Source organism: Vibrio sp. KUL78, from assembly GCF_059725505.1.
In genome coordinates this window covers 3,439,681-3,464,953 of record NZ_AP045837.1, presented here as the reverse complement: position 1 = coordinate 3,464,953, position 25,273 = coordinate 3,439,681, and the positions used below count along the sequence as shown (strand labels likewise).

The 25,273-nt window shown below is 47.6% G+C and carries 27 protein-coding genes and 1 pseudogene; 18 read left to right on the top strand and 10 right to left on the bottom strand.

The window, feature by feature from the left end:
- Position 1: 1 nt before the first annotated feature.
- Positions 2-940: a hydroxymethylbilane synthase gene (gene hemC / locus AC6I8Y_RS16100; protein ID WP_498020549.1), complete on the bottom strand. Its 939-nt coding sequence runs from the start codon at positions 938-940 to the stop codon at positions 2-4.
- Between the two features lie 343 nt (positions 941-1,283).
- Here hemC and AC6I8Y_RS16095 point away from each other — a divergent pair, with 343 nt between their 5' ends.
- Positions 1,284-3,818 carry a class I adenylate cyclase gene (locus tag AC6I8Y_RS16095; protein WP_234494935.1) on the top strand — a complete coding sequence of 845 codons (2,535 nt, stop codon included), beginning with the start codon at positions 1,284-1,286 and terminating at the stop codon, positions 3,816-3,818.
- Between the two features lie 16 nt (positions 3,819-3,834).
- Here the strand turns inward: AC6I8Y_RS16095 and cyaY are convergent, their stop codons facing one another.
- Complete coding sequence (gene cyaY, locus AC6I8Y_RS16090; RefSeq protein WP_128650156.1) at positions 3,835-4,149, bottom strand: iron donor protein CyaY; 315 nt, start codon at positions 4,147-4,149, stop codon at positions 3,835-3,837.
- A gap of 74 nt (positions 4,150-4,223) precedes the next feature.
- Here cyaY and lptM point away from each other — a divergent pair, with 74 nt between their 5' ends.
- The 6 genes from lptM to yigB all read left to right on the top strand — a co-directional run bounded on the left by lptM (position 4,224) and on the right by yigB (position 8,933).
- Positions 4,224-4,343 carry an LPS translocon maturation chaperone LptM gene (lptM, locus tag AC6I8Y_RS16085; RefSeq protein ID WP_419153417.1) on the top strand — a complete coding sequence of 40 codons (120 nt, stop codon included), beginning with the start codon at positions 4,224-4,226 and terminating at the stop codon, positions 4,341-4,343.
- Between the two features lie 36 nt (positions 4,344-4,379).
- Entirely contained in the window at positions 4,380-5,633 is a 1,254-nt protein-coding gene (lysA, locus tag AC6I8Y_RS16080) for a diaminopimelate decarboxylase (protein WP_042478751.1), read from the top strand.
- Between the two features lie 10 nt (positions 5,634-5,643).
- Positions 5,644-6,474 carry a diaminopimelate epimerase gene (gene dapF / locus AC6I8Y_RS16075; RefSeq protein WP_498020548.1) on the top strand — a complete coding sequence of 277 codons (831 nt, stop codon included), beginning with the start codon at positions 5,644-5,646 and terminating at the stop codon, positions 6,472-6,474.
- An 83-nt stretch (positions 6,475-6,557) separates the two neighbouring features.
- Positions 6,558-7,274, top strand: coding sequence for a DUF484 family protein (locus AC6I8Y_RS16070; protein WP_234494937.1), 717 nt, complete (start codon positions 6,558-6,560; stop codon positions 7,272-7,274).
- Complete coding sequence (gene xerC, locus AC6I8Y_RS16065) at positions 7,252-8,208, top strand: tyrosine recombinase XerC (RefSeq protein WP_498020546.1); 957 nt, start codon at positions 7,252-7,254, stop codon at positions 8,206-8,208. The genes AC6I8Y_RS16070 and xerC overlap by 23 nt, the downstream gene beginning before the upstream one ends.
- Positions 8,208-8,933, top strand: coding sequence for a 5-amino-6-(5-phospho-D-ribitylamino)uracil phosphatase YigB (gene yigB / locus AC6I8Y_RS16060; RefSeq protein WP_498020545.1), 726 nt, complete (start codon positions 8,208-8,210; stop codon positions 8,931-8,933). The genes xerC and yigB overlap by 1 nt, the downstream gene beginning before the upstream one ends.
- Before the next feature lie 3 nt (positions 8,934-8,936).
- Here the strand turns inward: yigB and AC6I8Y_RS16055 are convergent, their stop codons facing one another.
- Both AC6I8Y_RS16055 and AC6I8Y_RS16050 read right to left on the bottom strand, forming a co-directional pair.
- Positions 8,937-9,521, bottom strand: coding sequence for a tRNA-uridine aminocarboxypropyltransferase (locus tag AC6I8Y_RS16055; protein WP_394154713.1), 585 nt, complete (start codon positions 9,519-9,521; stop codon positions 8,937-8,939).
- Between the two features lie 8 nt (positions 9,522-9,529).
- Positions 9,530-10,558 (bottom strand): COG3650 family protein, encoded by a 1,029-nt coding sequence (locus AC6I8Y_RS16050; RefSeq protein ID WP_128650161.1) that lies wholly within the window; start codon positions 10,556-10,558, stop codon positions 9,530-9,532.
- A gap of 43 nt (positions 10,559-10,601) precedes the next feature.
- Between AC6I8Y_RS16050 and AC6I8Y_RS16045 the strand changes: the two genes are divergently transcribed.
- Positions 10,602-11,060 carry an EVE domain-containing protein gene (locus AC6I8Y_RS16045; RefSeq protein ID WP_394154710.1) on the top strand — a complete coding sequence of 153 codons (459 nt, stop codon included), beginning with the start codon at positions 10,602-10,604 and terminating at the stop codon, positions 11,058-11,060.
- Between the two features lie 112 nt (positions 11,061-11,172).
- On the opposite strand, the gene AC6I8Y_RS16040 is transcribed toward AC6I8Y_RS16045, so the two are convergent.
- Together AC6I8Y_RS16040 and AC6I8Y_RS16035 are read right to left on the bottom strand one after the other, a co-directional pair.
- Positions 11,173-11,994 (bottom strand): Cof-type HAD-IIB family hydrolase, encoded by an 822-nt coding sequence (locus AC6I8Y_RS16040; RefSeq protein WP_394154708.1) that lies wholly within the window; start codon positions 11,992-11,994, stop codon positions 11,173-11,175.
- A gap of 138 nt (positions 11,995-12,132) precedes the next feature.
- Entirely contained in the window at positions 12,133-13,119 is a 987-nt protein-coding gene (locus AC6I8Y_RS16035; RefSeq protein WP_498020544.1) for an alpha/beta fold hydrolase, read from the bottom strand.
- A gap of 127 nt (positions 13,120-13,246) precedes the next feature.
- Between AC6I8Y_RS16035 and rhtB the strand changes: the two genes are divergently transcribed.
- Positions 13,247-13,864 (top strand): homoserine/homoserine lactone efflux protein, encoded by a 618-nt coding sequence (gene rhtB / locus AC6I8Y_RS16030; RefSeq protein ID WP_234494944.1) that lies wholly within the window; start codon positions 13,247-13,249, stop codon positions 13,862-13,864.
- Between the two features lie 15 nt (positions 13,865-13,879).
- On the top strand, positions 13,880-15,106 hold the full coding sequence (locus AC6I8Y_RS16025) for an EAL and HDOD domain-containing protein (RefSeq protein ID WP_394154731.1): 1,227 nt from the start codon (positions 13,880-13,882) through the stop codon (positions 15,104-15,106).
- On the opposite strand, the gene AC6I8Y_RS16020 is transcribed toward AC6I8Y_RS16025, so the two are convergent.
- On the bottom strand, positions 15,103-16,128 hold the full coding sequence (locus AC6I8Y_RS16020; protein WP_498020543.1) for an amidohydrolase family protein: 1,026 nt from the start codon (positions 16,126-16,128) through the stop codon (positions 15,103-15,105). The two genes, AC6I8Y_RS16025 and AC6I8Y_RS16020, sit on opposite strands and share 4 nt — an antisense overlap.
- 70 nt (positions 16,129-16,198) lie before the next feature.
- On the bottom strand, positions 16,199-16,519 hold the full coding sequence (locus AC6I8Y_RS16015; protein WP_498020542.1) for a DUF2500 domain-containing protein: 321 nt from the start codon (positions 16,517-16,519) through the stop codon (positions 16,199-16,201).
- 259 nt (positions 16,520-16,778) lie between these two features.
- Between AC6I8Y_RS16015 and AC6I8Y_RS16010 the strand changes: the two genes are divergently transcribed.
- The 4 genes and pseudogenes from AC6I8Y_RS16010 (at position 16,779) to AC6I8Y_RS15995 (ending at position 19,654) form a co-directional block, all read left to right on the top strand.
- Positions 16,779-17,150 carry a hypothetical protein gene (locus AC6I8Y_RS16010; RefSeq protein WP_042478771.1) on the top strand — a complete coding sequence of 124 codons (372 nt, stop codon included), beginning with the start codon at positions 16,779-16,781 and terminating at the stop codon, positions 17,148-17,150.
- A gap of 902 nt (positions 17,151-18,052) precedes the next feature.
- Positions 18,053-18,691 (top strand): lysoplasmalogenase family protein, encoded by a 639-nt coding sequence (locus AC6I8Y_RS16005; protein WP_498020541.1) that lies wholly within the window; start codon positions 18,053-18,055, stop codon positions 18,689-18,691.
- Positions 18,692-18,775: 84 nt separating this feature from the next.
- Positions 18,776-19,012 carry a YecH family metal-binding protein gene (locus AC6I8Y_RS16000; RefSeq protein WP_042478773.1) on the top strand — a complete coding sequence of 79 codons (237 nt, stop codon included), beginning with the start codon at positions 18,776-18,778 and terminating at the stop codon, positions 19,010-19,012.
- A gap of 56 nt (positions 19,013-19,068) precedes the next feature.
- Positions 19,069-19,654: pseudogene (locus AC6I8Y_RS15995) on the top strand (YhgN family NAAT transporter).
- Positions 19,655-19,711: 57 nt separating this feature from the next.
- On the opposite strand, the gene AC6I8Y_RS15990 reads toward AC6I8Y_RS15995, so the two are convergent.
- Together AC6I8Y_RS15990 and rsmD are read right to left on the bottom strand one after the other, a co-directional pair.
- Entirely contained in the window at positions 19,712-20,029 is a 318-nt protein-coding gene (locus AC6I8Y_RS15990) for a DUF1145 domain-containing protein (protein WP_234494948.1), read from the bottom strand.
- Positions 20,026-20,628, bottom strand: coding sequence for a 16S rRNA (guanine(966)-N(2))-methyltransferase RsmD (gene rsmD / locus AC6I8Y_RS15985; RefSeq protein ID WP_498020538.1), 603 nt, complete (start codon positions 20,626-20,628; stop codon positions 20,026-20,028). The genes AC6I8Y_RS15990 and rsmD overlap by 4 nt, the downstream gene beginning before the upstream one ends.
- Before the next feature lie 204 nt (positions 20,629-20,832).
- On the opposite strand from rsmD, the gene ftsY reads away from it, so the two are divergent.
- The 4 genes from ftsY (at position 20,833) to rpoH (ending at position 24,900) form a co-directional block, all read left to right on the top strand.
- Positions 20,833-22,101: a signal recognition particle-docking protein FtsY gene (ftsY, locus tag AC6I8Y_RS15980; RefSeq protein WP_498020537.1), complete on the top strand. Its 1,269-nt coding sequence runs from the start codon at positions 20,833-20,835 to the stop codon at positions 22,099-22,101.
- A 62-nt stretch (positions 22,102-22,163) separates the two neighbouring features.
- Positions 22,164-22,835, top strand: coding sequence for a cell division ATP-binding protein FtsE (gene ftsE / locus AC6I8Y_RS15975; protein WP_042478777.1), 672 nt, complete (start codon positions 22,164-22,166; stop codon positions 22,833-22,835).
- Positions 22,825-23,778, top strand: a complete 954-nt coding sequence (gene ftsX, locus AC6I8Y_RS15970) for a permease-like cell division protein FtsX (protein WP_252012914.1) — start codon at positions 22,825-22,827, stop codon at positions 23,776-23,778. The genes ftsE and ftsX overlap by 11 nt, the downstream gene beginning before the upstream one ends.
- A 264-nt stretch (positions 23,779-24,042) precedes the next feature.
- Positions 24,043-24,900 (top strand): RNA polymerase sigma factor RpoH, encoded by an 858-nt coding sequence (gene rpoH, locus AC6I8Y_RS15965; RefSeq protein WP_234494951.1) that lies wholly within the window; start codon positions 24,043-24,045, stop codon positions 24,898-24,900.
- The last annotated feature ends 373 nt before the right edge of the window (positions 24,901-25,273 follow it).

Sequence of the window (25,273 nt, the reverse complement as noted above, 5' to 3'; positions counted from 1 at the left end):
ATTACTCGTGATCTTGATAGAGTTTCTCTAGAATTTCTTTTGCGCCGTCGTTTAGGAGCTGGTTAGCAAGTTGCACACCTAACGCTTCGGCATCTTTGCGACTACCTTGGATTTCACCGCGAATGATTTTGCTACCATCGGGTTCACCCACTAAAGCGCGTAGCCAGATGTTGTCGCCATCAATTAAAGAATAGCTGCCGATTGGAACCTGGCAGCCACCTTCAAGAGTTAGGTTCATTGCGCGCTCGCAGCGCACGCGATCTGCCGTTTCCGCATGATTTAAAGGCTCAAGCAGCTTGATAAGACGCTCATCATCGAGGCGGCACTCAATGCCAACTGCACCTTGACCAACGGCAGGTAGCGATTCTTCTGGCTCGATAAAGCTGCGAATGCGAGACTCAAGCTCTAAGCGCTTAAGACCTGCTGCGGCGAGAATTATGGCGTCGTACTCACCGTTGTCGAGTTTGCCTAGACGGGTGCCGACATTGCCTCGTAGCTCCTTGATGATGAGGTCTGGGCGCTGCTCTTTTAGCTGGCATTGTCTGCGCAAGCTACACGTGCCCACGACAGCGCCTTGTGGTAGTTCGCTAATGCTCGCATAGGTATTAGAGACAAATGCGTCGCGCGGGTCTTCGCGCTCGCAGATAGTGACTAGACCCAGTCCCTCAGGAAAGTCGACAGGCACATCTTTCATCGAGTGAACCGCTAGGTCAGCACGACCCTCGAGCATCGCCACTTCGAGCTCTTTTACGAAAAGTCCTTTACCACCCACCTTGGCGAGTGGGGTATCTAAAATGACATCACCTTTGGTCACCATTGTCACCAACTCAACCTCGAGTCCTGGGTGCGCAGCAATCAGGGCATCTTTTACATAGTGAGCCTGCCACAAAGCAAGTGGGCTTTTTCGGGTGGCAATTCGAATTGGCTGAGTCTGTGTCATATCGTTCTCGTAAACTTCTAGGTGGTTTCAATAGCGTAATCGTACCATCGACTCTATGAAATGCTTAGTGATTTCCCAATACCCAAAGTGAGGGATAACTTCACCGATCACAAATATTATCAATACTGTGAGTTTAATCGCATTTGTTGTGGTAACTACTGTTAGAATTGTCCGCTATGATTTGGAAGGCTAAACCAAGTCCCGCATTAGTGGGTATGAGTTGTCGTAGTGCCGAGTATTGCTTTACCGCCTATAATAAAAATGTTACATTGATCACGTTTTGAACGCTCTTTTGTTTAAAACCTATGCAAAATAGCAGTTAGATTGAATCTAGGAATCACCCTTGCAGGCATACACTCAAACTCTCATCCAAAGGTTAGATACCCTTAACCAGCAGCGTATTGAGCGCGCGCTGGCGCTTATGGATCTCCAAGGACAGCGTGTATTCCAACTGATTCCAGCCCTTTTCCATTTCAATCACCCCATCATCCCTGGCTTCTATGAAGCAGAAAGCCCATGCGGCCTGTTTGGTTTTGAAGCGAATGCTCTACAGCAGCAGTTCCTTGACGACATTGCCTTAGCGCTTGGTCAACCACTCCCAGAGCCGACAGAGAATGACATCCTTGGTCTTTACACCATGGGTAGTACCTCATCTATTGGTCAAAGTACCTCGAGTGACTTGGATATCTGGGTGTGTATTTCACCTGAGATGTCGACCAAGTCTCGTGAGAAACTCAGCAATAAATGCTTATTGATCACCGACTGGGCCAAAGGGCTAGGGGTAGAAGCGAACTTCTTCTTGATGGATGAGGAGCGTTTTCGCAGCAACATCTCTGAGGAGATGACGGGCGACAACTGTGGCTCCTCACAACACCTGCTATTGCTTGATGAATTCTATCGCTCAGCCGTTAGGCTGGGTGGTCAGCGACTATTGTGGCAAATCGTTCCCCCTGAGATGGAGGAATGCTACGAGGATTATGTCGCTGAAATGTGCCAAAAAGGTCACATCAATTGCGATGAGTGGATCGACTTCGGTCGCTTAAATCGCATCCCAGCGGAAGAGTACTTTGGCTCTAGCTTATGGCAGCTCTATAAGAGTATCGACTCACCGTATAAATCGGTGTTAAAGGCGATCCTACTTGAGGCCTATTCCTGGGAATATCCGCATACGCAACTGCTAAGCATCGACACTAAGCGTCGCTTCTTTGCCCATGAGCCTGATCTCTACGGGATGGATGCCTACTACCTGATGCTCGAAAAGGTGACTCGATACCTTGAGCGTATCGGAGATTCCACGCGTCTCGACCTTGTTCGTCGCTGTTTCTATCTCAAAACACACGAGAAGCTTTCTCGTGAACCAGGCATTGGTTCTATGCCGTGGCGCCGTGAAGCGCTGTCGCATATGACGACAAAATGGAACTGGTCACTTGAGGTATTGCAAGAGCTAGACGATCGCCGTAACTGGAAGGTTGAGCAGGTGATGCGCGTTCACAACGACTTGCTTGATGCGCTCATGCTTAGCTATCGTAACCTTATCCAGTTTGCACGACGCAATGACATTACTTCTGCGATCAGCCCACAAGATATCAGTATCTTGGCGCGCAAGCTGTATGCGGCATTTGAGGTGTTGCCGGGTAAGGTTACTCTGCTCAATCCGCAGATCTCGCCTGACTTACACGAACCTGACCTTACCTTTATCGAGGTGCAGGAAGGTAAGAGTTATCAATCAGGCTGGTACCTGTACAAGCAGCCGTTGATCCCGCACCGAATCTTGGGTCAAGCACCACTCGAGCATAACGAGTACCTCAGTAAGCTCGTGGCATGGGCGTTTTTCAATGGCTTAATCACCGAGTCAACACGACTCAATTCTGTGGTGCGTGATGCTCATATTGATATCGACAAGTTCTATCAAATGGTGAGCGATCTACGAAACACCTTCTCACTGCGTAAGCGCCGCCCAAGTATGCAGGCGCTTGGTAGCCCGTGTGAGATAAGTCAGTTGGCGATGTTCATCAACTTTGAGAACGACCCAACCAAGGACTTGTCGGCAAAAGCCTCTAAAGTGGACCTCAAAAACGTTGATATCCTGAGCTTTGGTAGCGAAGGGCAAAGCCTGATCGGCTCTGTAGACCTGGTCTATCGCAACTCTTGGCATGAAGTGCGTACCCTTCATTTTGAAGGTGATACCGCCATGCTTGATGCGCTGAAAACGGTGTTGGGTAAGATGCACCAAGATGCGCTGCCGCCAGAGTCTGTCGACGTTTTCTGTTATAGCAAGAACCTTCGTGGCGTGCTGAGAAATACCGTCTATCAACTTCTCGCCGAGTGTATTGAATTGAGATTGAAGCCGATCGACCAAGAGAAGCGTCGTCGTTTCAAAGCACTCAAAGTCGCGAATCAGATGTATGGCTTATTCTTTGAGCGTCGCGGCGTGTCAGTCCAAAAGCTTGAGAACTCGGTGGACTTCTATCGCAGCATCTCGACTAATAAGCTTCAAGGCTCGCCACTGCTCATGCTTGATCGCGAAGAAGAGTATCAGCTTCCAGAAGTGGTCGATGGGTTTGCGAGTGAGGGCTTGATTCAGTTCTTCTTTGAAGACACGGATAACGGCTTCAACATCTATGTGTTGGATGAGTCGAATCAGGTGGAGGTTTACCACCAGATGCGTGGCAGTAAAGATGAGATGATCGCGAGTGTGAACAGCTTCTACACCTCCAATGTGGATAATGGTGGAGAGGTGTCATCGAAACTGATTAACTTTAACCTTCCTCAGTACTACCAGTTAGTGCATGCCGAGGAGGGAGAACCTTACATCATTCCTTATCGTAATGATGGTGGCTCTCCAAACTCGAGAAATTCAAAAGCCGTTAATGCGTAATGACTATCGATTGGGGTTAGACCCAGTCGATAGATTCGCCAGCATGCTTTTCACACTCTTCTTTTACCATCGCCATCAGCTCAAGCTGAGTCTTTGAGCATGTCCATTTACCTTCAATCAATTTGAAGTGGAAACCACCTGATTTAGACGCTAGCCAAATCTCATGCATAGGCTCTTGGCGGTTAATGATGATTTGACTGCGGTCTTCAAATTCTAGCGTCATGACGTTGCCTGTCACTTCGTAATCGATATCTGCACCTGAATCGTCAATCGCCTCTTCGATGTTTTGCATCTGCTCATCGACTAATTGGTGAAATTCCGTGTCGTTCATTTTGTAATCCTATTGCTTTTCTAATTCGTGGTGCGATTATAGGGGGCATTGATTCAATAATCACGACATGCAAAATGAAAAAGACGATTACGGCAATTTTTATGCTCGTTGTGGTTGGACTTGCGGGATGCGGCCAAATGGGTCCACTTTATCTTCCTGCAGAAGAAGCGCCAGCAAACGAGCAAGCACAATAACGACCGCCATCGACACAGTGTAAAGGGATACAGGATTTGGATTATTTCAACTATCAGGACGATGGCCAGCTTTGGGCCGAGAATACGTCACTTACCGAACTAGCCGAGCAATACGGCACACCACTTTATGTTTATTCGCGCGCGACGCTAGAGCGTCACTGGAATGCGTTTGATAAATCTGTCGGCGATCATCCACACCTTGTGTGCTATGCGGTGAAAGCAAACTCGAACATCGGTGTACTTAATGCACTCGCACGTTTAGGCTCAGGCTTTGATATTGTCTCGGGCGGCGAGCTAGAGCGTGTGGTAGCCGCGGGCGGCGATCCAAGTAAAGTGGTTTTCTCTGGCGTCGGTAAAACGGCACAAGAGATGCGCCGCGCACTAGAGCTGGGTATTAAATGCTTTAACGTCGAGTCTGAACCAGAGCTTGAGCGTCTCAACCAAGTTGCGGGTGAAATGGGCGTGATTGCGCCAATTTCTCTGCGTATTAACCCAGATGTTGACGCCAACACGCACCCTTATATTTCAACCGGTCTTCGTGATAATAAGTTCGGTATCGCATTCGACCGTGCCCCTGCAGTGTACAAGTTTGCACAAAGCCTAGACAACCTTGCGGTTCACGGTATTGATTGTCACATCGGCTCGCAGCTAACGGACATTGAACCTTTTATCGATGCGACCGATCGCTTGCTCGCGCTTATCGACCAACTGCGCGCTGACGGTGTGGATATTCGTCACCTTGATGTGGGCGGTGGTCTTGGTGTGGTTTATCGTGACGAACTGCCACCACAACCTTCGGATTATGCTAAAGCGCTACTGGCTCGCTTAGAGAACCATCCAGAGCTTGAGCTTATCTTTGAACCGGGTCGTGCAATTGCCGCGAATGCTGGTGTGCTTCTGACCAAGGTTGAATTCCTAAAACACACTGAGCACAAAAATTTCGCGATTATCGACGCGGCAATGAACGATCTTATGCGTCCTGCGCTGTACCAAGCTTGGCAAGACATCATCCCAGTGGCACCTCGTGAAGGTGATGCGACGACATACGATTTGGTCGGTCCAATTTGTGAAACGGGTGACTTTATCGGTAAAGACCGTGCCTTGGTGCTAGAGCCAAATGATCTACTGGCTGTGCGCTCAGCGGGTGCCTATGGCTTTGTTATGTCTTCAAACTACAACACTCGTCCGCGCGTGGCGGAAGTGATGGTGGATGGAGATAAGGCGCACCTTGTTCGTAAGCGTGAAACACTTGAGAGTCTTTGGGAATTAGAAAGCATTTTGCCGGAGTAACTGAACCACTATGCACTTCCACTTTTCTAAAATGCACGGTCTGGGTAACGACTTTATGGTTGTTGATTGTATTACCCAGAACGTTTTCTTTTCGCCTGAGCTTATCCGCCGTTTAGCAGATAGGCATACTGGTGTTGGTTTTGACCAATTACTGATTGTTGAAGCTCCTTACGATCCAGAGACGGATTTTCATTACCGCATCTTCAATTCTGACGGTAGTGAGGTTGAGCAATGTGGTAACGGCGCGCGCTGCTTTGCTCGCTTTGTGCAGATGAAAGGGCTGACCAACAAGTACAGCATCAGTGTCAGTACCAAGAAAGGCAAAATGGTTCTTAAGTTGGAAGAGAACGATCTCGTGACGGTCAATATGGGCCAACCGGAGTTCGAGCCAAACAAGATCCCATTTAAGGCGAAGCAGAAAGAGAAGACCTATATTCTGCGTGCTGGTGACCATACCTTGTTCTGTGGGGCAGTGAGTATGGGCAATCCGCATGTAGTGACGGTTGTCGATGATACAGAAACCGCAGACGTGGACACATTAGGCCCTCTTTTAGAGTCGCACGAGCGCTTTCCAGAGCGCGTAAACGCGGGCTTTATGCAAGTGCTAAGTCGCGGTGAAGTTAACCTTCGTGTTTATGAACGCGGCGCGGGCGAAACACAAGCGTGTGGAAGTGGTGCTTGTGGCGCGGTTGCAGTTGGCATTGTGCAAGGTCTATTAGATGAAACCGTAAAAGTGCATCTGCCAGGTGGTGACCTTAAAATCAGTTGGAAGGGGCCGGGTCATCCGCTCTATATGACTGGCGCGGCGGCTCACGTTTTCGATGGGCAGATTTCTTGTTAGCCAATAACCCATTATACTAATGGCGGGCCGTTCACTGGCCCGCCATTTTTTTATCTATTTGACAGGGATTAAAGGGAAGCATTTTGTCTGAGTTTGAAGCAAGCCACCTAACAGCAGAAGTGGTAGCCGAGTATCTTTCTGATCATCCAGATTTTTTTAAGGGTAGAGAATCACTAGTAGAATCCCTTTCCCTCCCGCACCAACAGCAAGGCGCCGTGTCCTTGGTTGGTATTCAGTTGCAGCGACAGCGTGAACGTATTGAAGCGCTTGAGGAAGAGATCACCGCATTGATGTCTCTGGCTGCTCGCAACGATAAAACCTTCTATGAGTTCATGTCGCTGCAAGAGAACCTCTTGAAGTGCCATGATTTACAAAGCGTCATATCCGCCATTAAGCAAACGGCAGCGGGGCTTAACCTGCGTGGCTACCTAAAGCTTATCGACAGCGATGACAGCGCCGATCCACTCTCACTCGAGAGTTGGCAGCGTTTCACCACTAACCATTTGAATGGCAAAGACGCTTATCTTGGCCGCCTGCGTCAGGCCGATCGTACTATGCTATTTACTGAGCAGCAGATTGCCGATGGTCACGTGCCAGAGCTCGGCTCATATGTAGTGCTGCCTCTTAAACGTAAGTTCGCGCAAGGATTGCTGATCTTCTCAAGTGAAGATGGTGGTCATTTCCAACCGGATATGGATACCCTGTTTTTACGCCATCTCGCTTTGGTGGTGTCCTATCTTTGTGAGCACCTCGATTGGCAGGTGCAAGAGGAAGACAATGTCAGACCAAGCCACGCCTAAGATTAACTTGCCGAGTGGACTGCAAAAGCCACTCGATAAGTTCTACGAATACCTTCGTAGTGAGAAGGGGCTTAGCCTACACACTCAACGCAACTATCGTCAGCAACTAGAAACCATGGGTCAGCACTTAAATGAGATGGGTGTAAAAGCCTGGACTCAAGTTGATGCTGGTTGGGTGAGGCAGTTGGCTGGTAAAGGCATGCGTGAAGGCATGAAAGCCAGCAGTATTGCCACGCGCTTATCCTCACTACGCAGCTTCTTTGACTTTCTTATCTTGAGAGGAGAGCTAACGGCGAACCCAGCGAAAGGCGTCAGTGCCCCGCGCAAGCAAAGGCCGCTCCCTAAGAATTTGGATGTTGATGAGGTTTCTCAGCTGCTGGAAGTGGATGAGACCGATCCATTGGCGATTCGCGATCGTGCCATGATGGAGATGATGTATGGTGCAGGTCTTCGCTTGGCGGAAATGGTCGGCATCGATGTTAAACACCTCAATCTATCGAGCGGAGAGATCCGTGTGATTGGTAAAGGTAACAAAGAGCGTAAGGTGCCGTTTTCGGGCTATGCGGCAGAGTGGGCGGAGAAATGGTTAAAGGTTCGTGGGGAGTTGGCTAAACCCGGTGAGCCAGCCTTATTTGTCTCAAAGCTTGGTACCCGTATTTCACACCGCAGCGTGCAAAAGCGTATGGCAGAGTGGGGACAGAAGCAATCATTGGCGAGCCACGTTAGTCCGCACAAACTGCGTCACTCTTTTGCGACGCACATGCTAGAGTCGAGCAACAACCTGCGTGCGGTTCAAGAGTTGCTGGGCCATGAGAATATCTCGACCACACAAATCTATACTCACCTTGATTTCCAACATCTTGCCCAAGCGTATGATCAAGCTCACCCAAGAGCACATAAGAAAGGTAAGCCTAAGCAACAAGAGGATTCCTGATGCGCTTCTATCGCAGTTTAGAACCGATCAAGGCGATGACCTTTGATCTCGACGATACGCTTTACGATAACTGGCCGATTATTCGCGAGGTCGAACAAAAAGCCACACAATGGCTACTACAAACCCATCCGATCAGTCAGCAGTGGGATAAAGCGCAGTGGCAGGCCTTTAAGTTTAAGCTGATAGAGCAAAATCCTATGCTGAAACACGACGTCACAGAGTGGCGTTATCAGCAAGTGAAGCAGGGTTTGGAGCATTTGGGTTACGATGATCCTAAAGCTACCGAGGCTGCAAAAACCTTAATTCGTCATGTATTGGAGTGGCGTAGTGACTTCGATGTTCCACATGAAACACATCAGGTTTTGAGTAAGTTGAGTGCCGCAATGCCGTTGGTCGCGATCACTAATGGCAATGTGAATGTCGACAAGATCGGGTTGAGTCAATACTTTGCCTTAGTGCTTAAGGCGGGCCCTGATGGCAGAGCCAAGCCCTTTGCGGACATGTTTGATAAAGCCGCAGACTTTTTGGCCTTGCCGCGTCAGCACATTCTGCATGTCGGCGATCATGTGGTAACCGATGTTGAGGGAGCGAAGCGTAATGGCTTCAGTGCTTGTTGGTTTAACGATAAAGGATTCACGCCTCGTGACACACGCCGAATGAAAGTGCTGCCAGATGTCGAGATTAGCGACATCGAGCAGTTACTTGAGTTACGCGCTGAGCGATAGAGGCTAGCGCGTTAACGCATGTCCGCTGCGCTCTGCCTGAAAGCGCAGCAAGTAGTCTTCAAAGAACGTGAGCATGGCATTGGCGTCATGTTCATTTCCTACCTCTCGAGTAATCTCGGCGCACACCTCAAAGGTGCAGAGATTGCCCGGCTCTTGGTTTCTTCTTAATTGGTATTGCGATAGCTCGGCGCTATCAAGGTGTACTTTGGGCAGCGATTGCAGCCAAGCGCTGCGGTTAAGCATCTTTTGGGCTTCTTGCCACGTCCCATCAAGCACAATGAAATTACTTTTCGCACCTTGCTGTTTCTGGTGCCATTTAGCAAGCAGCACACTTTCTTCACACGGAAATACCAGTACTGGACTATGAGGGCTAGTGTCAGGCAAGCAGCGTTCGCACGGCGACTTGCGTTGCCACTCAGTAATTGTGCAGTCATCAAATAATTTATCGATAAGCTTGCCAGTATTGGTGGCGCGTGGTGGCTCGTTAGGGTGAGTGAGTAGGGTAAAACAAAGATCAGAGGCGATCGTTGGGATCGCCTCACAGTAGCAGTTGTGGATAAAACCACAGCGTGGACACTTCTGGCTCATAGTTGGTTCTATTCGCCCTTATAAAGCACTAAACCACCGTTCGCGATTGGGTAGACGATATCGCCTACCTTCTCTTGCTTAGCGACCAGCTTATTGCCGTCTAGGGTGAAAATGCGTTGTGACACTAAATACTGCTGCTGGTGGCGCGTCATGATGACCTGGACTTGCTGATTGTTCAGTTGTTGCCAAAAGCCACGCTCTTCGGTTGCTGGAGAGTCATCTGGGTACTCGTAGCGAGTGATAGCGGTGTGATCAGGAAGCAGCGTCATCGAGATGGTAAAGCCCGCGGTCTCGGTGGATTGCGCCACATAACTGCCAGCCCAGTTTAGCGTAGTATCCGAGTTCGAAAGCGTGGCACAGCCTTGTCGAGTTTGACCGTTCATGGTCAGCACACCTGTCCAGCCATAGATAGAGTCGCTCATGGTGTCATTGCAAAGCTTGCTGCTCATTTGAAGATTGGCATCATCAAACTCATAACGGCGGGTGGTTTGAGTCACTTTACGATCTTTGAGTGTGAGCGACTGTTTATCTTCACCCATCATCGCAAAGCTCGCCTGCTTGGCGCTGTCGAACTTGAGAGACCAGAAAGGTTCATTGCCAAGTACTTGTGTTGGTCGCAGCGGTTGATCGCAGCGCTTGGGGTTTTCTGCGGTTAGCAGGTTAACGTGTTTCACCACAAAGCGGCCAGTGTAATCGGAATCAAACCCACGATGGCTCGGCGGCTCTAGATAGCCAACCACTTCCGCATATATTGGCTGATAAGGCTCACGAGTGAGCTTTTCTGCCTCAGGACGAACCTCTTTAGGTAAATCTAGCCAATATTGATGCTGACTGCCACAAGGCTGAATGGTGCGGGTCTCGTGTCCAATAACAGCTTGGCCGCGCATGACATAGGTTTGTGGTGTGATAGTTTCTGGACGTGATAGCTCCGCAGAAGGTACTGGAGGCGCGCTTGGCGGCGTCTCTGTATTGAAAGACGAACATGCTTGAAGCAATATGAGCGGAGCAACCGCAAGCGGTAGGCGCGACATTGTCATTAAATTTTCCTTATTTAGAACGATCACAGGTATCTAGACCATTATGGCATATTGGCTATTTAAAACAGAACCCGATGAGTTTTCCATCGACACTCTGCGTGTCAAAGGGAGCTCATGCTGGGAAGGGATCCGCAATTATCAAGCACGAAACATGATTCGTGATGAGATGAAGCTTGGCGACTTAGTGCTGATCTATCACTCATCGTGCAAAACCATAGGGGTTGCCGGTATCGCTCGTATTACTAGAGAGGCGTATCCCGATCATTTCCAATTTGATATCAATAGCGACTATTACGATGCGAAAGCTGAACCCGATAACCCACGTTGGTTAATGGTAGACATTGAATATGTCGAAAAGTTTAAGCGTGTGCTGCCGTTAAGTGTGCTCAAAACCATGCCGGAACTGGAAAACATGCCGCTAGTGAAGCGTGGTAACCGTTTGTCGGTCATGCCAGTGTCAGAAACCGAGTGGTCTGCGATTTTGGGTCGAGTGGCGCGCTAAACAAGCGACTGGTCATCAACGAGATAGAGTTAAAAACAAAACTCCCACGCCCAATAGCTAGGATATGCGCTATATAGGGGTGAGCATGGGAGTTTGATTGTGGATATTCGGCTTATAGCAGATGCTTTTTCAAAAATTCAGCGACGGCATCATCGGCGTTGCTGCCAATAACGGTGTTATTTGGTAGGGCTTTTTTCACTTTGTCGTGCGCGTTTTCCATCACATAACCATGTCCCGCCATCGTCAGCATTTCAACATCGTTCATGCCATCACCAAAGGCGATGCAGTTCTCAAGACCTAAGCCAAGCTTCTCGGCGACCGCTTTTAGTGCATCACCTTTAGACACTTCTTTCGCCATCACTTCTAGGCACCAAGGCGTCGAGAAGGCGATATTCAAAGAGTCACCAAATTTGGCTCTCAATGCATCCTCAAATTCTACTAAGTGTTCGTGGTCTTGCTTTGGATGGGTAATGAAGATCTTGGCGATACCATCTGTTGGCGCATTGTTGGCGTCAAATAGGTGATAGCTAAATCCTGTTTCGGTGTGGAACTTACGCAGATACTCATCTTCTTGGTTAAGCAGCCATGTATCGTCTTGGTACATGTGAACAAACAGCTCACTGTCGGTGTTGAGCACATCAACGATCGGTTGTACTAGGTCTTCAGGGACGTTCTGGCTGTATAGCAGCTCATCCTGCTGGTCATGAACTCTCGCGCCGTTCGACGTAATCATGTAGGCAGGAATACCCACAGATTGACGAATGCCTGCGACGTCCACATGGTGACGACCGGTTGCGAAAATGAAAGTGTAACCCTTAGCGTGCAGTTCCTTTAACGTTTGCTTGGTGTTAGCACTCAGTAGGTGGTCTGGAGCCAGTAAGGTGCCGTCTAAATCAGAAGCGACAATGTTGATGGAATCTCGATTAAGGGTCATAACTTTCTCTTCGTGTCGAACGTGGAGGGTAGTCGCCAAAGGGGCAACCTAATAGGGATATTGTAGGGGATATTAAACCAGAAAAAGAGGGTAAATGGGTGACAGAAATATTTCCTCATTTACCTTCTTTGTTACGTGTTATTGCTTTGAAAAGAAATGGCTTACGGCATCGAGTGCTTGATTTCGGTAGGCATCTTTTTCAAACAAAACTTCATGTTTTGCGCCCTCGACCGTCACCATCTTGGCGTGTTGATTGGTACGTGAGAGCTTGCTAACAAAGCGCTGCTGATCTTGATTACTCACAATCTGGTCGGCGCCAGCTTGCACCAGAAGTAGCGGTATCTTTACCTGCCTGGTTTGCTGAATGCACTGGTTGGCAGCCATTAAGCCTTGCCACACCCATCGGGTGCTTGGTCCGCCAATTTTCAATTCCGGCATCCTTTCGTATAAGTCTCTAAACCAGTGGTAGCGGACCTCGCTTGAGGAGAGCGGGTTGATCTCAAAGGGCTTGGCCACATAGCCTTGATACCCAGGGGCATAGGTTGGCACCGGGTAGATGGCTGTCATAATCTGCGCCACAAATGGAGCGATTGGCTTTAAATACCATGGCACATTGACGCCGTACATAGGCGCACTGAGAGCAATCTTATCGAAGTTGTGAGCGGGACGAGTTTGAATATAGCGAGTCGCAATATTTCCGCCCATAGAGTGAGCAAGGACATGGCGCTGCTGATAGCGGCTTAAGTCAAAACTCTTTAATACAAGGTCCATGTCATCGAGGTAGTCATCGAACTCATGGACGTGGCCCATCTCAGGATTAGGGGCCAGGTGGCTTGATAGGCCTTGGCCTCTGTGGTCAAACGAATAGATGTCGTAACCTTGTTGGAAGAAGTCGTAGAACAGCTCTTGGTATTTCCATGCAGATTCAATACGTCCATTGACCACGATGAGGGCTTTTTGATGATTCTCGTGCGTTAATTTGCACCAGTATAATTGGGTACCATCCTTTGCTTTTAGCTTCCCTTCCTGTCGATTCTCCCATAATTGAGCAATGTGAGTGTTTATTACTTGCTCAAACTCTGGCTCTTGAGTATAAGAGATGTCAGTAGCATTTATCGTGTGCATACATGGGCCTGCTTCAATTTTTATGTATAATGCGCTGTTTTTTAGACACTTTTGTGTCATTTTACAGGGTTATCATTCCACGGAACGTCTTATTCAGTTAAGAGTAAACCAGTGGTGAGGAATTACAATGGATTATCATGTTTGGTTCGCTTATGTGGTTACAGCGATCGTATTTAGCTTGGCGCCAGGTTCGGGTACCGTTAACTCGATCAGTAACGGCCTAAGTTACGGAACACGTAAATCCCTAGCTGCCATTGCTGGGCTGCAAATCGGTTTGGCGATCCACATTATGCTGGTGGGGGCTGGGATCGGTGCTTTGGTCGCCAAGTCAGCGCTGGCATTTAGTATTATCAAGTGGGTGGGTGTGGTTTACCTGATTTGGCTTGGTATTCAAAAGTGGCGTGATACCTCATCCGTAAAGGCTAGCTCTGAACATGAAAGTCGTACCGCAGGTCAACTGCTGCGCAGTGCTGTGTTGATTAATCTGACTAACCCTAAGTCGATCGTCTTTCTCGTCGCACTGTTTCCTCAATTTATCGACCCTGCTGGCGACCAAGTTCAGCAGCTAATGATTCTTGGTATCACGACAGTAACGATAGACTCAATCGTTATGCTCGGTTATACGTCGCTCGCTTCACAGATGGGGCGTTATATTCGCTCTGATCGTGTCATGGGACGCATTAATAAGTTATTTGGTTCAATGTTTGTAGGATGTGGCGCTTTGCTTGCCGCCGCGAAATCGTAAGGCCGCGTTTTGGATATGTACGCCACCTACGTAGCTCGCCAGCCCATTTTTAATGTCCGCCGGCACACCTTGGGTTACGAGCTGCTGTTCCGTGATGGAGAACGGAACGCCTTTCCGGCTCACGTGGAAGCGAATCGTGCCACCTACCGGTTGATTGCAGAAAATTTCTTATCGTTGGGTATCAATCCAGCGCTTTCTAGTTCACGCTGCTTTATCAATTTCCCTCAGCAGAGTCTGATTCGCAGACTACCACTCATATTACCCAAAGAGAGCGTGGTGATTGAGATCCTGGAAACCTGTGAACCGAACGATGAGTTATATGATGCAGTCAAAGAGTTAGCCCGTAGTGGCTACATCATTGCCCTTGATGACTTTGTCTATACCGACTCGTGGGAGCGATTCTTACCGTTTGTACAGATCGTTAAGCTAGACATCATGTCGATGGGCGTCGAGCAGGCATGCGAGTTTGTTCAGCGCCAAAAAGCCAAGGGCAGTCCAAGGCATTACCTTGCTGAGCGTGTTGAGACCGAGCAAGAGTTCCTCTTGACAAAAAAAGCAGGGTTTAAGTTCTTTCAGGGCTTTTTCTTTAGCAAACCCGTCATGGAAAAGCAGGTTTATATCAGCGCTGAGCAGTTGGTGGCGATGGAGCTGTTCCAGCAGGTGTGTATGCCTGAAGTGGACTTTGACAAGATTGAGCAGATCGTTGCTAAAGACGTTACGCTCTCTTATAAGTTGCTGCAGTTTGTTAATACCATGAATCCACGCCTCGAGTCTGAAATCTCCTCATTTAGACAAGCTTTGGTGTATCTAGGGCAAGAGAAACTTAAACTGTTTGTGTCGCTGACCGTCGCGTCGTTCATTTCGAGCAGTAAGCCCAAAGCACTCTATGAGCTCTCATTGCAACGTGCTCAATTTTGCCGATTGATGACCAAATACCCACCGTTTAGTGATTACAAAGATCAAGCATTTATGATCGGTTTGTTCTCGATTCTGGATGCTTTGATGGATCTCTCCCTCGACCAATTGATTACTCAATTGCCATTATGCGAAGAGATCAAACGTGCGCTGCTAGAGAGGCAAGGTCCGTATGGACGGTTGCTGTCGATGGGAGAGTGCTTTGAATCCGCCGATTGGCAGGGGCTTGAGAAGCATCGAGCTCAGCTTGGGGTATCACAAAACCAAGTGTTTGCAGCGCTGGCGGATGCCCAGCGCTGGAGTCAGAAGGTTCAGGCGTTAAGCTAGTTCTCGCCTGACGGGGTGCTTTTCGGTAAGACGGTCAGCATGTTTTGATACGCCATTTTGTTGGCGACATGTTTAGGCAGTGCAGACAGTACCGGGTCCCATACCGCGAGCGCTCCTTGCTGATACTGAAATTGACCCACGACATCACTACCAATCATAAACCGCTCAGGATACGCCTCAATCAATGATAGCCAGCTGCTGTCGACTCGACCTTGGGGCGCGATGACCTCAATGAGACTCCAAGACGCTAAGATGTACAGATTGTCATGCTCACTCAAAAGGTCGGCCACGGTTTGGTAGAGAAATCGCATCTTGATGGTTCGAGTGAGTGTGGTCGTGGTACCCGCATGAGCCCAGAGAAAGCGGGTGTTAGGGTGGTTACTGAGTGCCTCTTCAAGCTCTTGTAGATAAAGCGGATTATCCTCGCGCTGTGAGGTGATATTGGTGTGCAGCAGTACGGGAAGATCGTGCTTAGCCGCTAAATCATAGACTTTGGCAAGTGCAGGGTGGTTTGCTCTAGGTTTCTCATCGGCGGTGAGTGCGGTTAGATGGTCATGACGAGTAATCACCTCCCCAATACCCTTCCAAAACCCGGGACGAAATGTCAGCTCGCGCTCGATGTGCTCGGCGGCATTCATATCTGTGGTGTTAAACCCACTGAGAAATGGGTGCAGCCTAGCTTGGCTTTGCTTCGGTAGTGATTCTACCTCGCGCGCAATGAGCTCATCGGTGAATGAATAATAGTAGACCGGGGTGTCGTCACCATACACAAAGCGCGGTGCCTTAGGTGCGCTCGCATCCCACTTTTTTATCACAGGCAATCCCATGACGTATGAGTGGTCGATACTCAGTGCATCCATATTGTCAATCAGCGCCTGTGCACCGTCACCACGTTGGAAATAGTCGACCAGGTGTACTTCGGCATCATTGACTCGACCTTGATAGGCAGAGCTACAGCCCGAGGTAAGCAGCGCGATACACGTGAAAACGGCTTTTAGCTTCACGTTAGAATAGAAACTCATGATTAACGTCCATGTGATTGAGCTAAGCGTTACGCTACCACGACTGATAAGCGACGTAAATCTATAGGATTTAACGATTTAGCGCAAAATGTAGGAATTTATCACCCTGATAAGTCAGCACGCCTTTATCGCCAGGATTGAGGTGATGATAGTAGTGGACGCCAATCTGGAACTCTCTTTTGGGGCCAAACGCGCCTTTTTGAATGTAGATCCAGTATTCGTCTTCTTGTGTCGGGTCTTCGGTGGCAACAACCTGCTTATCAAGAATGGTGACAGAGGCTTTTCGCTCTGGTGCTTCAATACCAAGTGTGTGTTTTCTTTGAATGAAAACAAAAAGATAACCAGCAATAGCGATCAGTACAATGACAGCAATAATCAGAGAGATAGGCATACAAACCCCGTTCATTTCAGTACGCTGGAACTAAGATCGCACAAAACCAGCAGAAAATAAGCTGTCATCGTTGGTTTAGCCAAGATTTTTAGGCTCATATCACACAAAAGCGGGCTGAATTAGGTTTAAATCTTTACTTGAATTTACCTTACAATTGTCGAATTCTTAATACAGATGGTTAACAATGGAGTGAACCAAAGTTTTGGACATTAGCCAGCACACCTTTTTTCACAGTTCGCTGGTGGTTGGAGGGATGCACATGTCTGATATTGAACGTGTTGTTTTACGAACGAGGCGCTTAGAGAAGTTGCTTAGGCAGCAATATCGCGCCGATGGTAAGGGCTTACATCAACTTGTGACTAGCTGTGAAGAACGGCTACCGCATGACGTGATTAGCAAGTTGAGATACATCGCGACGATTCGCAACAAGATCGTTCATGAAGAAGACTTTGAGTTGGATGACAAATCAGGATTTCTTCGTGCCTGTGATGAGTGTGAACAAGAGTTAACGCCAAGAAGCAGTCGCTTTATTTGGCGCACCGCCATGTGGTTGATGGCATTGATCACCTTGCTTGCAATGGGCTTTTACTACGTGCACTGGGAGAAAGTGCTACACATCATCTCTAAATGAGAGTGTTTACCCCAAATAGCAAAAGGGACGCATTAAGCGTCCCTTTTTTGATCTTGTAGATTAACGTCTACTCATCGCTATTAGTAAAGCATCGGCAGTGTCATTAGCCCTACCACTACGGCTATCATCACTAGACCTTGCTTCTGAGAAGATGAAATCATAACACTGCTCCTTTTATTAATTCTGTCGTTGGATATAAGAATAGCACCTGTTTTGGCTTTTAGGCAAGGATATTGTCAAAAAAACTCCATTTTTATAAGTTTTCCACCCTAAATATGATCTTAATGCCACAAAGAAACAGTGTATTTATTCTGGGTTAATTTTGTCCGTACGTGGTTTTGTGATGTAGATTTAAATTAACTATATGTTATTTAAGAATAAATTTGTGATTACATAGTGTTCGTTATAACTGGTGTTTGTTTTGGGGGTTTGGTGTCAACCTGGGGTGAATACCTAGTTAAGCATTGTTTTTGGTGTCTAATTAAGAAGGTAATTTACTGATAGATGAGAAAGTAGGGCTGGTTTTCTTATGAGGTGATAGGAAAACCGTAACTTTTATTAAGTTATTAGAAAGTTAATGAGCGCGCTTTGTTAGAGTGATTTTGATTTTAGTGGTTATAAAACAATTATTTAAGCTCTTCTTTCTGAATGGGAGATGTTGGTTTGCGTTAGCGGTAATGATCCATCATTGGAAAAACCATATTACGTCATAGCAAAGAAAGGAAAACGTTTGCTTTGTAATTTTTATGTTTGAGTGACAAAAGGGACGTACTCACACTGAATCTTGGCCTGTCAAAGGCAAACTTTTTTAGTTTAAGACAAGTCCAACTTTTGAACCTTGCCACTGGACAGTCATCATCAGCTTCATACACTGGGTTCGAAAATAAGAATTAGGTGTGTGTATGTGGAGTTGGCTAGCTGTAGCCCTATCGTGTTTGCTGTTTATTTTTGCTGGTGAGAAAGGAGACAAAGTCCGAATGGTGGTGTTTAGTGGACTGACACACGCTCTTTTGGCTGTCATACTCATCAATACGGGCATGTTCGAGCCTTACCAAATGTGGATACTGGTAGGGTTAGTGCTATTTACTGTTAGCGACGGAGTCGTGCAGTGGCGACGTTTTACCAAACTCAGTTTTTTTGGATACATAGCGGCGCAACTCGCTTATAGCTGGGCCATGTGGGGGCAAGTGAACAGTGAGTTTGTGCTTTGGCTGCCTGCATTGTTGTTCTGCATTGCTATCGTCACCTTCTTATTACTATTACCTAGACTCGATTCATTCCTTATGCCCGTTGCCTTGATGGGTTTATCACTGGTTCATCTTATGTGTGCCGCAGGCGAGGCGTGGCTAATTACCCGTTCGTTTGAGGCGATGATTGGGTTTGCGGGGGCGGTGTCTCTTGCCTTGTCAGCGTTGCTGCTAGCACTAGATAAGTACCATTTCCAATCAAAACGCGCCAGTTATGCCGTATCGGGAAGCTACTACCTTGCGCATGGTCTTATTGTGGCTTCGGCGCTGTCGAGTTCAACTCAAATGATATAGCGTCGCTTTGGCTTGCGTCAGATCATGATGCGCCACGCTAAGATTGGCTAGCATAGTAGCACGCTATTTAGTGAGGTAATCTTCATGACAACATCTATCCATGCCCACAAAGTTCTTAACCTGCTGCGTGAGCAACCTATGAGCCGTGAGCAGTTAGAGCAAACCGTTCTTGACCAGTTTGGCGCGGATGCTACTTTCCGTACATGTAGCCGAGAAGGCTTTGATCTTGAGGCTTTGCTAGCGTTCTTTATCGAAAAGCAGAAAGTGATTGAGAATGAGGGTCTGTGGACGCTAAACATCGAGCGAGTCTGTTCTCACTAATTAAGAATTAGCCTGCTATACTCCACTGAAAATTCTTAGATAGCAGGCTGTAATCCATGGATATTCTTTCAGCGGCGACCATGTTATTCCTTATCATGGACCCGCTCGGCAACCTTCCCATCATACTCTCGATACTTAAACACCTCGACCCAGAGCGACGTAGAAAGGTATTGGTCCGTGAATTGTGCTTTGCCTTGCTCATTCTGCTTCTGTTCCTTTTTTGCAGGCAAAGGCATACTAAGCTTCTTACACGTTGAGCCAGAGACACTAAGTATATCCGGCGGTATTATTCTATTTATCATAGCGATACGCATGATCTTCCCACAGGCTGGCAGTGTGACGGGTTTAGCCGCGGGGGAAGAGCCCTTTATTGTACCTATGGCGATCCCAATGATTGCGGGTCCCTCTGTCATTGCATCGGTTTTATTGCTCTCGACTCAAAACCCAGACAGCTTGGTTGAGCTGTCTGCTGCGGTTTTGATTGCTTGGGGGGCGACCTTCTTTATTCTCATGTTCTATAACTTCTTCCATAAAATGCTGGGTGAGAGAGGTCTTAAGGCCGTCGAGCGATTGATGGGCTTATTACTAGTTATGATTTCAACCCAGATGTTCCTGAACGGGGTGAAGAGTTACCTAGGTTAAACACCTCGGGGATGGGTCAAAAGAAAAGAGCCGCTATTGCGGCTCTTTTTCTAAACATTACTTTTTATCGCTGTTTTCAGCAGTTTGGTCTTCTGGCTCTGGAGCAGGCCCCATCATGTGTTTTTGACGGATATCCAGCAGGGCAAAAATACCAAACGCAAGTATCGAGTATTTCTCCCATGTGCCCAGTTTCAACTTGTCGCCAAAGGCACCAAGAAAGATTGCCATTTGAACGCCGTGCATCAAGAACAAGAACGCGGTCATGATATAGAGAGCGATGGCACCTTTGCCTGGAAATGGATGGAAGATGTTCAGTATTAAGACAAACCAAACAAACCCGAAGGCGATTTTTGCTAGCATGAGTAGCGCTTTCATTGTGATTCCCTCTCAAATAATCGGTAGCTAACCTGACCCGCCGTCTTTTCTTTTAGTAAGTCCCAGTGCTCTGGAATGGCGTCAAGTTGCAGTTCTTTCTCCGTTTCTATATAGATTAACGCATTGTCTGCAAGCCAACCATTACTCTCTAAACGGTCGATGACATCCGGCAGTAATCCCTTTCTAAACGGAGGATCGATGAAGACTAAGTCTTGTGGCTCGCCAGCTTGTGATAAAAAGCTGAGCGCGTCGCCATGATGAGCTTTGATATTGTCCGCTTTGACCAGCGCAATGTTACTAACGATCTGCTTATAGGCTTTGTCATTAAGCTCAATCATAGTGACATGGTCGGCTTGCCTTGATGCGGCTTCAAACCCTAAACCGCCAGAGCCCGCAAACAGGTCCAGTACTTTGGCATGGGGAACATCTTGTGCCAGCCAGTTAAATACCGTCTCTTTAACGCGGTCTGTCGTTGGTCTTAAACCCTCCGCATCATGTACAGGGAGCTTGCGACCACGCCAAAGTCCGCTAATGATGCGAACGCTACCCATCTGAGACGATGGTTTTTGTGATGGAGTTTGCTTGCGACGTCTAACCATAGATTTTTTGACCGCCAATAAAGTGATACTATAACGGGCTCATTAACGAGCTTAAATTAATAAGTGACGAAGTGTACCAATCTCTGAGAAAAGTTTTCACTGCTTTGTCACAAATATTTTTTGCACCGCCAGACGTTAACCTATAACGTCTAGGCTACGACGAATTTAAGACATTTGAAAAGACAGTATTCAGGATAGTTTCAGATGACAGAAAAGAAAAAACGCGGACTTCTCTCTTGGCTCGGCTTTGGCGACGAAGATCAAACAGAGCAAAAACAGCAAGACACTGCCGCGGAGACTCAATCCGAACCGCTAGAAGCAGAAGCATCGACTGATGCTGAGCAGCAACAAGCTGAACAGGTTGAAGCGAGTGTTGAACAACAAGACGACGCAGAACCAACCGCTACTGAGCCCGCAGAGCAAGTAGTCGTTGCGGCTGACGAAACCGAAGATACTGAAAAAGCAGAAGCAGAAGCAGAAGCAGAAGCAGAAGCAGAAGCAGAAGCAGAAACCCCAGTTGTTGCTCGAGTTCAGGAGCAAGAAAAACCAACAGAGAGCTTTTTTGCGCGCTTGAAACGTAGTCTGAGCCGTACCAAAGCCAATATCGGTGCTGGTTTCTTTGGTCTGTTTAAAGGCAAAGAGATCGATGACGAGCTGTTTGAAGAGCTAGAAGAGCAGCTACTCATTGCTGACGTGGGCATGAACACCACAGTAAAAATTATTGATAATCTTACAGAAAAAGCGTCTCGTGCCGATTTAAAAGATGGCGAAGCGCTGTATGGTCTTCTTAAAGATGAGATGGCTGACATCCTTAGTCATGTTGAAAAGCCATTAGAAGTCGATACCACTAAGACTCCGTTCGTTATCCTAATGGTGGGTGTGAACGGTGTGGGTAAAACCACGACGATTGGTAAGCTTGCTAAGCAGTTCCAAGCGGAAGGCAAGAAAGTCATGCTAGCGGCGGGCGATACCTTCCGTGCAGCGGCGGTTGAGCAGTTGCAGGTTTGGGGTGAGCGTAACGATGTCCCAGTGATTGCTCAGCATACTGGAGCGGACAGCGCATCGGTGATTTACGACGCTATTGAAGCGGCGAAAGCGCGTGGTGTGGACGTGGTTATCGCCGATACCGCGGGTCGTCTGCAGAATAAAGCGAATCTGATGGAAGAGCTGCGCAAGATTGTGCGTGTAATGAAGAAGATTGATGATTCTGCACCACACGAAATCATGCTGACGCTTGATGCCGGTACCGGCCAAAACGCGATTAGCCAAGCTAAGCTGTTTAGTGATGTAGCACCGCTGACAGGTATTACGTTAACTAAGCTTGATGGTACCGCAAAAGGCGGGGTGATTTTTGCGCTGGCGGATCAGTTCCAAATCCCAATCCGCTATATTGGTGTTGGTGAAGGCATTGATGATTTAAGGCCGTTTGAGACCAAAGAATTTATCGACGCACTGTTTAGTCGAGAAGAATAAATTAAGGGGATGCATGGCATCCCCTTTCTGACCTAAGACATCCAAATCAGAGGAATGATTCGGTGATCAAATTTGAGCAAGTGAGTAAAGCCTACCGAGGTGGGCGACAAGCGCTGCAAAAAGTCGATTTTCACTTAAAGCGTGGTGAGATGGCATTTTTGGGAGGTCACTCCGGCGCAGGGAAAAGTACCTTACTAAAGCTTATCTGTGCGATTGAACGACCAACCGATGGTCGCATTCTATTTAATGACCACGATATCAGCAGACTACCTTCGAAAGATATTCCGTTCTTGCGCCGTAATATTGGCATTGTTTTCCAAGATCACCGCTTGCTGATGGATCGCACTGTATTTGATAACGTTGCGCTGCCAATGCGTATCGAGTCTATCTCGGAGAATGAAATCAAGCGCCGCGTTTCAGCTGCGCTAGATAAAACTGGGCTGCTCGATAAGATGAAGTGTTTACCAAGTCAGCTTTCTGGTGGTGAACAGCAGCGTGTCGGGATCGCCCGCGCTGTCGTCAATCGCCCGACCATGCTGCTTGCGGATGAGCCGACGGGTAACCTAGACCCTGAGCTTTCGAACAAAGTGTTGAAGCTATTCGAAGAGTTTAACCGTGCTGGCGTGTCCATCCTGTTAGCGACGCATGACATACATCTCGTACGCTCTCGCCCTCAATACCGTTACCTAGAGCTTAATCAAGGCTTTTTAAGTGAGGTGAGCGATGGTGTTTAAGCGTAATAAAAAGCCGGCTAAGCATCGTCTCAAGTCCGATGGCTTCTTTACTGTGCACTGGCGACAGGCTAAATCGTCACTGGTAGAAATGTGGCAGCGTCCGTTGGGCAATATTCTTACGCTAGCGGTTATCTCTATGGCGCTCACCATGCCCGCATGTTTGTACCTACTAGGCAAGAACGTGGCGGCAGTGACGTCGAATGTGGCCAGCCAGTCTCAAGTGACCGCATTTATCGATGTTGGGGTGCCGGATGCACGCGTTTTAGTGCTGAAAGATGATATCGAGAGTTGGGACACTGTGAGTGAGGTTGAATACATCACGCCCCAGCAAGGTTTGGCGGACTTGAGTCAGCACTCAGGTCTCGATCAAGCCTTAAGCTTACTGGATGGCTACGCATTGCCAGGTGTATTGGTGATCATTCCCAGTGATACCAGCGTAGAGACAGATCGAGAATTGGTGTCTAAGCTTCGCACCCGTAGCGACATTACCGATGTGCGCCGCGATGAAGATTGGCTAGGGCGCTTTGATGCGATCAAGAACCTGGCATCGACCTTGGTGATCAGCTTGTCTGCTTTAATGTTAGTGTCGGTGTTTCTCATTGTCGGTAATACGCTGCGCTTTAATGTACTAGCGAATAAAGAAGCCATCCAGACCATGAAACTGATTGGCGCGACGGATGCCTACATCCTTAGACCGTATCTTTACTCAGGAATGTGGTTTGGATTGATTGGAGCGGTCGTCGCGTGGCTGCTTACCGCGTTGCTGACGATTATTATCAACAGCACAGTCACCGATTTGGCAATGCTTTACGACAGTGATTATCGATTGCTTGGACTTGGCTGGGATGAAACCTTACTGATTCTAATGCTGGGTTTGTTCCTGGGCACTGGTGCGGCGAGAATCTCTGCAAAGCGTCATTTAAAAGAAATTGAACCGGTTTAAGCGAAAAGGGTCTTAAATAGTGGCATAAACATCGTAGGTCGACCTGAGCGAATAATCGTTCAACGTTTCAATAACATAGTGAGATTTAGCTCTCATTAATGGTGTGTTTACCTATTAATGAGTTAAATTTAATCGGTAATAACACTTGTTTAGACCTATTGATTATGCATAATTACTAACCCCTTCTTGAAACTGTCATGGTTTAGGTCCAGTATTGTCAGGTTAAGAAGGTGTTGACCCTACTCGAGATAGATGAGGAAGTGAATGGCAAACCAAGCGTATCCAATGGCTTTAGTAACACAAGATAGCTTAGACAGCTATATCCGCTCAGTGAACAGCTACCCTATGCTGACCGCTGATGAGGAGCGTGAACTAGCAGAAAGATTACACTACGATGGTGAAATAGAGGCAGCGAAAGGGCTGATCTTATCGCACCTTCGCTTTGTTGTTCATGTTGCTCGTGGCTACTCCGGTTATGGTCTACCTATGGCTGACTTGGTTCAAGAAGGCAACATTGGTCTGATGAAAGCAGTGAAACGTTTTAACCCTGAAGTGGGTGTAAGACTGGTTTCATTTGCAGTGCATTGGATCAAAGCAGAGATCCACGAGTACGTGTTGCGTAACTGGCGTATCGTTAAGATCGCGACCACCAAAGCTCAGCGTAAGCTGTTTTTCAACTTACGTAAGTCGAAGAAGCGCTTAGGTTGGTTTAACAATGGCGAAGTTGAAACGGTAGCGAAAGAGCTCGGTGTTGAACCATCAGAGGTTCGTGAAATGGAATCTCGTCTTGCAGCGCAAGATTCAACGTTCGAGATGCCAAGCGACGATGATGACTCCGGTACAACCTACACCGCGCCTGCGCTGTATCTAGAAGATAAGAGTTCAGATTTGGCTGAAGACTACGAAGCTCAAAACTGGGAAGCTCACACCAACAATCGTCTAAGCCATGCATTAGCGACGCTTGATGATCGCAGCCAACACATCGTTCGTTCACGTTGGTTGGATGACAACAAGTCAACGTTGCAAGATCTCGCCGATAATTACGGTGTGTCTGCAGAGCGTATCCGTCAGCTAGAAAAGAATGCGATGAAGAAGCTGAAAGCGGCAGTGGGTGAGTTTTAACCTCCGCACATCGCGAAGCAAATTTTCAAAAGCCGAGGTCAATTGACCTCGGCTTTTTTGATCTCGGCAATGCGTTGTTAAGTACCAGATCAAGTGGTCATCTCGATCCGATAATTGATCGCAAAATTTAGTCTCTTGCCTGTGGATAAGTCTGTGATGAAATTATTTGCCAACTGTCAGAAAGCAGCGACAAATGGTGCTTTGAGAGGCTTTTGGCCTTGGGGATACCTTTTGCTTTACCCACAGTTAGATCAAGATCATACCTAGATGTAGTGGATCAAATGATCCAAAACCACTTTATCAACGCAATCTACAGAGTTACACACAGCTGGTGAAAATGTAGACTGAAGTGGATAACCCTAAAAGGTGTCGG